Raw genomic sequence first — 7107 nt, 5'->3', positions numbered from 1 at the left:
TGCCGACGGAGGGCGCCGCGCCCGCGCCGGCCGAGCTGCGCGCGCGCCTGGCCGCCGCGCTGCCCGACTACATGGTGCCGAACGCCTTCGTCGCGCTCGCCGCCTTCCCGCTCACCCCCAACGGCAAGCTCGACCGCCGCGCGCTGCCCGCGCCCGACGCGGACGCGGTGGTGATGCAGGCCTACAGCGCGCCGCAAGGCGAGACCGAACCGCGGCTCGCCGCGATCTGGCAGGAACTGCTCGGCCTCGAACGCGTCGGCCGCCACGACAACTTCCTCGAACTGGGCGGCCATTCGCTGCTGGCGGTCCAACTGGCCTCGCGGCTGCGCAAGGCCTTCGGCGTCGAGCTGCCGCTGCGCGAGCTGCTGGCGCGCCCGGTGCTGGCCGAGCTGGCCGCGCGCATCGAGGCCAATTCGGAGGCCGGTGCCGAGCCCGCCGCCGAGCTGCCGCCGATCCTGCCGCGCGCACGCGGCGGCAGGCTGCCGCTGTCGTTCGCCCAGCAGCGCCTGTGGTTCCTCGACACGCTCGACCAGGCCGCCGGCGCCGCCTATCACATGCCCGCCGCGCTGCGCCTGAGCGGCCGCCTCGACCCGGCCGCGCTGCGCGCCGCGCTGGACCGCATCGTGGCCCGCCACGAAGTGCTGCGCGCCAGCATCGCCGTCGAGCAGGGCGAGCCCTTCCTGCGGATCGGCGAGGCCGACCAGGGTTTCCGGCTGGCCGTCCACGACCTGCGCGGCATCGCCGCCGAGGCACGCGAGCTGGCGGTGGCGCGCATCGGCGAGGCCGAGGCGATCGAGCCCTTCGATCTCGCCCAAGGCCCGCTGATCCGCGGCCAGTTGCTCGAACTCGACGACGAGGACCACCTGCTGCTGGTCACCCAGCATCACATCGTCTCGGACGGTTGGTCGATCGGCGTGCTGATCGACGAGATCAGCGCGCTCTACGCCGCCTTCCACCAGCGGCAGCCCGACCCGCTGCCGCCGCTCGCGATCCAGTACGCCGACTACGCCGCCTGGCAGCGCGAGCGGCTGCAGGGCGAGGCGCTGGCGCGGCAGGCCGGCTTCTGGAAGGCGCGCCTGGCCGATGCGCCGGCGCTGCTCGAACTGCCGACCGACCGGCCCCGCCCGGCCGTGCAGAGCTACCGCGGCGCGAGCGTGCCGCTGGCCTTCCCGCGCGAGCTGGGCGACGCGCTGCGCCAGCTCGGCCGGCAGCAGGGCACCACGCTGTTCATGACCCTGTTCGCCGGCTGGGCCGCCCTGCTCTCGCGCCTCGCCCACCAGCGCGACCTGGTGATCGGCACGCCGGTGGCCAACCGCCAGCAGGCCGAACTGGAGCCGCTGATCGGCTTCTTCGTCAACACCCTGGCGCTGCGCGTGCGGCTCGAGGACAACCCCGACGTGGCCACCCTGCTGCAGCGCGTGAAGGCCGACGCCCTGGCCGCCTACGCGCACCAGGAGCTGCCCTTCGAGCAGGTGGTGGAAGCCGTGCAGCCGCCGCGCAGCCTGAGCCACAGCCCGATCTTCCAGGCCATGATCTCGCTGGACAACACGCCGGCACGCACGCTCGACCTGCCGGGCCTGAAGCTCGCCCCGCTCGCGCAGTCCTACCTGAGCACGCAGTTCGACCTGTCGCTGTCGCTGGTCGATCGCGACGGCATCATCTCGGGCGAGCTGGAATACGCGAGCGACCTGTTCGACGCGTCCACCGTCGCGCGGCTGGCCGCCCACCTGCAGACGCTGCTGGCCGGCATGGCCGCCGACACGGGCTGCCGCGTCGGCGCGCTGCCCCTGCTCGAAGAGACGCAGCGGCAACAGGTGCTGGTCGACTTCAACGCGACCGGCACCGACTATCCGGCCGACCTGACGATCCACGCGCTGTTCGAGAAGCAGGTGCGCGCCACGCCCGAGGCGATCGCCGTGCTCCACGGCGAGCACGCCATCAGCTACGACGCCCTCAACCGGCAGGCCAACCGGATCGCCCATGCCCTGATCGAGACCGGCGTGGGCACCGACCAATGCGTGGCACTGTGCGCCGAACGCGGCATCGGGATGGTGGCCGGCCTGCTCGGCATCCTCAAGGCCGGCGCCGCCTATGTGCCGCTCGATCCCGCCTACCCGGCCGCCCGTATCGAGTACATGCTGCGCGACAGCGCACCCGTCGCCCTGCTCACCCAGGCCGCGCTCGCCGACAAGCTGCCCGCCCTCGACGCGCCCACCCTGTTGCTCGACGACGAGGCGCGCTTCGTCCGCTTCCCCGAGCAGGACCCCGTCACCGAGGTCACGCCCGGCAACCTGGTCTATGTGATCTACACCTCCGGCTCCACCGGCCTGCCCAAGGGCGTGATGGTCGAGCACCGTAACCTCGTCAACTACACCGTCGACGCGATACGCCTGTTCGCCATCACCCCCGAGGATGTCGTCCTCCAGCAGAACTCGCTGAACTTCGACCTCTCCGCCGAGGAGATCTTCCCCGCCCTGCTCGGCGGCGCCACCCTGATGCCCGCCACCCAGATCTTCGGTGCAGGCGCTTCCGGATCGCGGCCGCCCAGCGTGGTCCATCTCACCGCCGCGCACTGGCATACCCTGGTCGCCGAATGGGATCGCCAGCCGGCCAAGGCGCGCGAGCTGCTCGACAGCGTGCGTCTCGTCAATGTCACCGGCGACGCGCTCTCCACCCAGAAGCTCGAACTCTGGGATCGCTTCCGCCCCGAACACACTCGCCTGGTCAACACCTACGGACCCACCGAGACCACCGTCTCGTGTACCGCCGCCTACGTCGGCTTCGACGAAGCCCGGCAGCGCGGCATGGGCATCGCCACCATCGGCAAGCCGCTCGCCAACACCCGCATCTACCTGCTCGACGAGCATCTCCAGCCGGTCCCCCAAGGCGTATCCGGCGAGTTGCACATCGGCGGCGACGGCGTCACCCGCGGCTACCTCAACCGCGACGAGCTCACCGCCCAGCGCTTCATCCACGATCCGTTCAGCCAGCGTCCCGGCGAGCGTCTCTACAAGACCGGCGATCTCGCACGCTGGCTGCCCGACGGCAGCCTCGAATACCTCGGCCGCAACGACTTCCAGGTCAAGATCCGCGGCTTCCGCATCGAGCTCGGCGAGGTCGAGGCCCGCCTGGCCGAGTGCGAGGGCGTGCGAGAGGCGGCCGTGATCGCGCTCACCGAGGCCGACGGCGCCAAGCGCCTGGTCGCCTACGTGGTGCCGCAGGACGGCGCCGAGCCGAGCGTGGCCGATCTGCAAACGGAACTGGGCGCGCAACTGGCCGCCCATATGATTCCCTCGGCCTTCGTCTTGCTCGACGCCTTCCCGCTCACGCCGAACGGCAAGCTCGATCGCAGCGCGCTGCCCGCGCCCGACAGCAGCGCCGCCACGGGCCTCGCCTACGAGGCGCCCTGCGGCGACATCGAGCCGGGGCTGGCGTCGATCTGGCAGGACCTGCTCGGTCTCGAACGCGTCGGCCGCCACGACGACTTCTTCGAACTCGGCGGCCACTCGCTGCTGGCGGTCAAGCTGATCTCGCAGGTCCGCCTCGCCACCGGCGTCGAACTGGGGCTGGCCGACCTGTTCGCGCATCCGCGCCTGGCCGAGCTGGCGCGGGCCGTGTCGCGCGCGGCGGCCAGCACGCTGCCGCCGATCGAGCCGATCGGCCGCGACGGCGCGCTGCCGCTGTCGTTCGCCCAGCAGCGGCTGTGGTTCCTCGCGCAGATGGACGGCGTGAGCAGCGCCTATCACATGCCGGCCGCGCTGCGCCTGAGCGGCACGCTCGACCGCGCCGCGCTGCAGGCCTCGCTGGACCGGATCGTGGAGCGCCACGAAGCCCTGCGCACCACCTTCGTGCGCGAAGGCAAACAGGTCGTGCAGCGGATCGGCGCGCCCGGCGGCGGCCTGCCGATCGCGTTCAGCGACCTGGCCGCCGAGCAGGCGAGCGAGCAGCTCGAAGCCCGGCTGGACCAGGCCGCGCACCAGCCCTTCGATCTCGAACGGGGTCCGCTGGTACGCGCCGAACTGTTCCGGCTGGCCGAGGCCGAGCACGTGCTGCTGGTCACCATGCACCACATCGTCAGCGACGGCTGGTCGATGGGCGTGCTCAGCCGCGAACTCGGCGCGCTCTACCGCGCCTTCCTGGCGCAACAGGCCGACCCGCTGCCGGTGCCGGTCCTGCAATACGCCGATTACGCCGCCTGGCAGCGCCGCTGGCTCGAGGGCCCGGTGATGCAGGAGCAGGCCGCCTACTGGCAGCGCGCCCTGGCCGATGCGCCGGGCCTGCTGACGCTGCCGACCGACCGGCCGCGCCCGGCGCAGCAGGACCATGCCGGCAGCACGGTGCCGCTCGCGCTGGGCAAGCCGCTCAGCGCCGCGCTGAAATCGCTCGGCAAGCGCGAGGGCACCACGCTCTACATGACGCTGCTCGCGGCCTGGGCCAGCGTGCTCTCGCGCCTGGCCGGCCAGGACGAGGTGGTGATCGGCTCGCCGGTGGCCAATCGCACGCATGCCGGCGTGGAGGGGCTGATCGGCTTCTTCGTCAATACGCTGGCGCTGCGCGTCGACCTGTCGGGTCATCCGAGCAGCTCGCAGTTGCTGCAGCGCGTGCGCCAGCAGACCATCGACGCGCAGTCGAACCAGGACCTGCCCTTCGAGCAGGTGGTGGAACTGCTCAAGCCCGAGCGCAGCCTCGCGCACAGCCCGGTGTTCCAGGCCATGTTCGCCTGGCAGGGCACCGACACGGTCGAGCTCGACCTGGGCGGCGTGGCGCTGCAGTCGATCGAACCGCCGCAACGCACCGCGATGTTCGATCTCTCGCTGGACCTGGAGGAAGTGGACGGCGAGATCGTCGGCACGCTCGAATACGCCACCGCGCTGTTCGATCGCGCGACCATGCTCCGCTACACGGCCTACCTGCTGCGCGTGCTGGAGGGCATGGTAGCCGCGCCGGGCCGCGAGATCGGCGGCATCGCGATACTCGACGAGGCCGAGCGGCAACAGGTGCTGCTCGACTTCAACCGCAGCGAGGCACCCTGGCCCGCCGAGCGCACCGTCCATCAACTGTTCGAGGCCGTGGTCGCCAGCCGGCCCGAGGCAATCGCCGTCGCACACGGCGAGCATGCACTCAGCTACGACGCCCTCAACCGCCGCGCCAATCGCATCGCCCATGCCCTGATCGAGACGGGCGTGGGCACCGACCAATGCGTGGCACTGTGCGCCGAACGCGGCATCGGGATGGTGGCCGGCCTGCTCGGCATCCTCAAGGCCGGTGCCGCCTATGTGCCGCTCGATCCCGCCTACCCGGCCGCCCGTATCGAGCACATGCTGCGCGACAGCGCACCCGTCGCCCTGCTCACCCAGGCCGCGCTCGTCGACAAGCTGCCCGCCGTCGACGCGCCCACCCTGTTGCTCGACGACGAGGCGCATTTCGCCCGCTTCCCCGAGCAGGATCCCGTCACCGAGGTCACGCCCGGCAACCTGGTCTATGTGATCTACACCTCCGGCTCCACCGGCCTGCCCAAGGGCGTGATGGTCGAGCACCGCAACCTCGTCAACTACACCGTCGACGCGATACGCCTGTTCGCCATCACCCCCGAGGACGTCGTCCTCCAGCAGAACTCGCTGAACTTCGACCTCTCCGCCGAGGAGATCTTCCCCGCCCTGCTCGGCGGCGCCACCCTGATGCCCGCCACCCAGATCTTCGGTGCAGGCGCTTCCGGATCGCGGCCGCCCAGCGTGGTCCATCTCACCGCCGCGCACTGGCATACCCTGGTCGCCGAATGGGATCGCCAGCCGGCCAAGGCGCGCGAGCTGCTCGACAGCGTGCGTCTCGTCAATGTCACCGGCGACGCGCTCTCCACCCAGAAGCTCGAACTCTGGGATCGCTTCCGCCCCGAACACACTCGCCTGGTCAACACCTACGGACCCACCGAGACCACCGTCTCGTGTACCGCCGCCTACGTCGGCTTCGACGAAGCCCGGCAGCGCGGCATGGGCATCGCCACCATCGGCAAGCCGCTCGCCAACACCCGCATCTACCTGCTCGACGAGCATCTCCAGCCGGTCCCCCAAGGCGTATCCGGCGAGTTGCACATCGGCGGCGACGGCGTCACCCGCGGCTACCTCAACCGCGACGAGCTCACCGCCCAGCGCTTCATCCGCGATCCGTTCAGCCAGCGTCCCGGCGAGCGTCTCTACAAGACCGGCGATCTCGCACGCTGGCTGCCCGACGGCAGCCTCGAATACCTCGGCCGCAACGACTTCCAGGTCAAGATCCGCGGCTTCCGTATCGAGCTCGGCGAGGTCGAGGCCCGCCTGGCCGAATGCGAGGGCGTGCGCGAGGCGGCCGTGATCGCGCTCACCGAGGCCGACGGCGCCAAGCGCCTGGTCGCCTACGTGGTGCCGCAGGACGGCGCCGAGCCGAGCGCGGCGGGCCTGCAGGGCGAGCTGTCCGAGCGCCTGGCCGGCTACATGATCCCCGACGCCTTCGTGATCCTCGCGGCGCTGCCGCTCACGCCGAACGGCAAGCTCGACCGCCAGGCCCTGCCGGCGCCCGACGCGGGCATCGCGCTGGCGCAGGACCACGAAGCGCCGATCGGCGAGGTGGAGGAGGAGATCGCGCAGATCTGGCGCGAGCTGCTCGGCACCGAACGGATCGGCCGTCACGACAGCTTCTTCGATCTCGGCGGCCATTCGCTGCTGGCCGTGCAACTGGTGATCCGCCTCGACGAGCAGTTCGGCGTCGAGGTCTCGCTCAACGCGCTGTTCGAACACCCCACGCTCGGCCAGCTCGCCGATACGGTGACCTCGCTGCTGCTGGTCCTGTACGCGGCCGACGATCTGCAAGACCTGGAACTGGAGTTGGGCAACCTGTCCGAAAGCGAATTGCTGGCTCAATTAAAGGATGCGCAAAGTGAATAAACGTAGTCCCGATGTCGAACAACTGAAGCGTGCTCTCCTCCTGCAACGGTTGCGCCAGCGCGGCGACGCGCGGCCGGCCGGCGAGGCCCGCCAGCCGATCGCGCGCGCGGATCGCTCCGCCAGCCTGCCGCTATCGTTCGCCCAGCAGCGCCTGTGGTTCCTCGACACGCTGGACCAGGCCGCCGGTGCA

General features: G+C 71.0%; 2 protein-coding genes. Both read left to right on the top strand.

Annotated features, from left to right (window positions below; all coding sequences use genetic code 11):
- Window positions 1-6917, top strand: a 6917-nt coding sequence (locus F3J18_RS34470) for a non-ribosomal peptide synthetase (protein WP_166916575.1), incomplete at its 5' end; no start/stop codon positions are given.
- Window positions 6901-7107: hypothetical protein (locus F3J18_RS34465; protein WP_205195684.1), on the top strand; the 207-nt coding region annotated here is incomplete at its 3' end. The genes F3J18_RS34470 and F3J18_RS34465, both read left to right, overlap by 17 nt.

Source organism: Burkholderia sp. Ax-1720 (genome assembly GCF_011753035.1).
GTDB classification, from domain to species: domain Bacteria; phylum Pseudomonadota; class Gammaproteobacteria; order Burkholderiales; family Burkholderiaceae; genus Burkholderia; species Burkholderia gladioli.
The sequence above is the reverse complement of the archived record's forward strand: the minus strand, read 5'-3'. Positions and strand labels throughout refer to the sequence as shown.